Origin of the sequence: Mesorhizobium sp. M5C.F.Ca.IN.020.32.2.1 (assembly GCF_004023105.1) — a bacterium.
GTDB classification, from domain to species: Bacteria; Pseudomonadota; Alphaproteobacteria; order Rhizobiales; family Rhizobiaceae; genus Mesorhizobium; species Mesorhizobium wenxiniae.
On the sequence record NZ_RZSX01000798.1, the window covers coordinates 1 to 2,887 of the forward strand.

The window sequence follows — 2,887 nt, forward strand, 5'->3', positions numbered from 1 at the left end:
ATCTCTATCAGATCCATTGGCCGGAGCGGGACGTGCCTTGGGGCGCCAACCCGAACCGTGTCGGTGCCGTGCCGCTGCGAGCCGATTCCGTCGGCGCACCGGCTGGCGAGACGCCGATCACCGAGACCCTCGCCGTCTTCGACGAACTGGTGAAGGTTGGAAAAATCCGCCATTTCGGTCTGTCGAACGAGAGCTCCTGGGGCGTCATGCGGTTTATCGCCGAAGCTGACAAGGGCCTCGGTCCACGCCTGGTGTCGCTGCAAAACGCCTATAATCTCGTCAACCGCAGCTTCGAGGTGAATCTCGCCGAAGTCTGCGAGCGCGAACAGGTTTCGTTTCTGCCCTATTCGCCGTTGGCGCAGGGCTATCTCACCGGCAAATACGATCATGGCGCGCGGCCGCAAGGCTCACGCTCGCAGCTCTTCAATCGGGGCCAGCGCTACGAGACGCCCAACGCCGCGGAAGCGCAGCTTGAGTACAACGAGCTGGCGCGCTCTTTCGGCATGGAGCCGGCATTGTTTGCCAACGCCTATGTCACGAGCCGGCCTTTCGTCACCTCGAGCATCATCGGCGCGACGACCATTTCGCAACTCGAAATGGCGCTGTCTTGCGCCGATGTCGTCTGGACCGAGGACATGCAGAAGGCGGTCGATGCAATCCACCAGCGTGTCGGCAACCCCTGTCCGTGAGCAATACGGCCGGTAGCGAAGTTATCAAATGATTACAACGGGAAGGGGCAGAAATGGATTTTCCGATCGATGCCGTGCGCGAGAAATTTCCGGCCCTGTGGCTGACCGACAAGGGCCGTCGCCGCATCTACCTCGACAACCCTGCCGGCACGCAGGTGCCGCAAGCGGTTGCCGACGCGGTGTCACGCTGCCTGTTGACCGCAAACGCCAATCTCGGCGGCTTCTTCGAAACCACGATCGCGGCCCAACAGATCGTCGATGACGCCCATGCGGCGATGGCCGATTTCCTGGCTGCTGCGAGCCCTCAGGAAATCATCATCGGCGCCAACATGACGACTCTGACCTATCACATGTCGCGCACGCTCGGCCGCACGATGAAACCGGGCGACGAAATCATCCTCACCCGCATGGATCACGAGGGCAACGTATCTCCGTGGCTGCAGCTGGCCGAAGACCTTGGCCTTGTCGTGCGCTGGCTGCCTTTCGACGAGCAGAGCTGGCAGATCGAGGAGGCGGCGCTTGCTACGTTGCTCACCGACAGGACCCGGCTCGTCGCCTTGAACTACGCCAGCAATCTGACCGGCTCGATTAACCGGGTGAAGGCGCTGACCGGCATTGCCAAGCAGGCCGGCGCGCTAGTCTATATCGACGCGGTGCAGTTCGCGCCGCACGGCCTGATCGACGTCAGCGACATCGGCTGCGATTTCCTGATCTGCTCGGCCTACAAATTCTTCGGCCCGCATTTGGGCATATTATGGGGCAGGCTGGATGTCATCGACGCTCTGAAACCGTACAAATGCCGCTGTTCCTCCAATACTCTGCCGGAGCGGTTCGAACTCGGCACTCCGCAGGTCGAGCTGATGGCCGGACTGACGGCCGCGGTCGATTACTTTGCGGAACTCGGCGCGGCGGCAGGCGATGGCGGCTCGCGCCGCGCCAGGGTCGCCAAGGCCTTCGAAAGATCAATAGCTTATGAGAACCCGCTGGCGCAAAGGCTGATCGACGGCCTGTCGGCTGTCTCAAGCCTGACCATCCATGGCATTACCGATCCGGCGCGTGTCGGGGAGCGCGTCCCGACGGTCTCCTTCACCGTCGACGGCATCGTGCCGGAGACGATCGTACGGCAGATGACTGCGGAAAACATCTTCCTGTGGTCCGGCCACAACTATGCCTGGGAAATCGTCCACCAGATCGGCATTCCGCCCGAACAGGGCGTCGTGCGCATCGGCATCGCTCACTACAATACGGCGGCCGAAATCGACGAGACACTGGAGAGCGTGCATCGCGTCATCGCGATGCTGCGACAGGAGCGATCCTGATCCGACATCACCGCCTCTTGCTGCCGCCGAAGCCGGTGAGGAAGGCAGTAAGATTGTCGCCGAGCTCGTCGCAGAGATAGCCGCCCTCCTGCACGATGACCGTCGGCAGGCCGAGGCCGGCGATAGCCTCGCCGATGCGCGAGAAGCCCGGTGTCGTTACCGACAGTCCGCCGAACGGATCGCCTTCGAAGGCGTCGAGGCCGAGCGCCACGACAAGCGCTTCCGGCGCAAAGGCGCGGATACGCTGGAAAGCCATATCCAGCGCGTCGAGGAATGCGGCGTCGCCGGATTTGCGCGCCAGCGGCAGGTTGAAATTATAGCCGAGGCCGGCCCCTTCGCCACGTTCGTCGGCATGACCCCAGAAGAACGGGTAGAAGCGCACCGGATCGGCATGCAGCGAGACGGTGAGCACGTCCGGCCGCGCATAGAAAATGCCTTGCGTGCCGTTGCCGTGATGCAGATCGACGTCGAGGATTGCTACCCGCGCCGCATTCTTGCGGAGCGTCTGTGCCGCGACCGCTGAATTGTTGATGAAACAGAAGCCGCCGGCGACATCGGCAAAGGCGTGGTGGCCGGGCGGGCGGCAGAGCGCATAGGCAGCCGGTGCGCCTGATATCACGGCCTCAGCGGCCTCGACCGCGCTCCAGGCGCTCCACAGCGCGCTCTGCCAGGTCTCGCTTGAGATCGGGCAAGCGGTGTCGGCCATGTGATAGCCGGCCTGGCCGACCGCTGAGGCCGGATAGGAGCCGCCCCGCGCGATCGGATGGATGTTGGGGATCACTTCCGCCGAAGCGCCTTCGATGCGCTGCCAGCGCACAATGATGTGCTCGAGAAAATCGAGATATTCGGGCGTATGCACCGCCGCAACCGGTCCTGGCC

The 2,887-nt window shown here is 63.0% G+C and carries 3 protein-coding genes; 2 read left to right on the forward strand and 1 reads right to left on the reverse strand.

What is annotated here, in order from left to right:
* The coding region (locus EOA86_RS28985; protein ID WP_206630165.1) for an aldo/keto reductase at positions 1 to 689 on the forward strand (689 nt) is incomplete at its 5' end.
* Between the two features lie 53 nt (positions 690 to 742).
* Positions 743 to 2,008, forward strand: a complete 1,266-nt coding sequence (locus EOA86_RS28990) for a cysteine desulfurase-like protein (protein ID WP_128344803.1) — start codon at positions 743 to 745, stop codon at positions 2,006 to 2,008.
* A 7-nt stretch (positions 2,009 to 2,015) separates the two neighbouring features.
* On the opposite strand, the gene EOA86_RS28995 is transcribed toward EOA86_RS28990, so the two are convergent.
* The coding region (locus EOA86_RS28995; RefSeq protein WP_164892077.1) for a histone deacetylase family protein at positions 2,016 to 2,887 on the reverse strand (872 nt) is incomplete at its 5' end.

Bases quoted from the DNA above. Each gene is read 5' to 3' on its own strand.
- EOA86_RS28990 (WP_128344803.1), top strand. From the start codon at position 743: ATGGATTTTCCGATCGATGCCGTGCGCGAGAAATTTCCGGCCCTGTGG.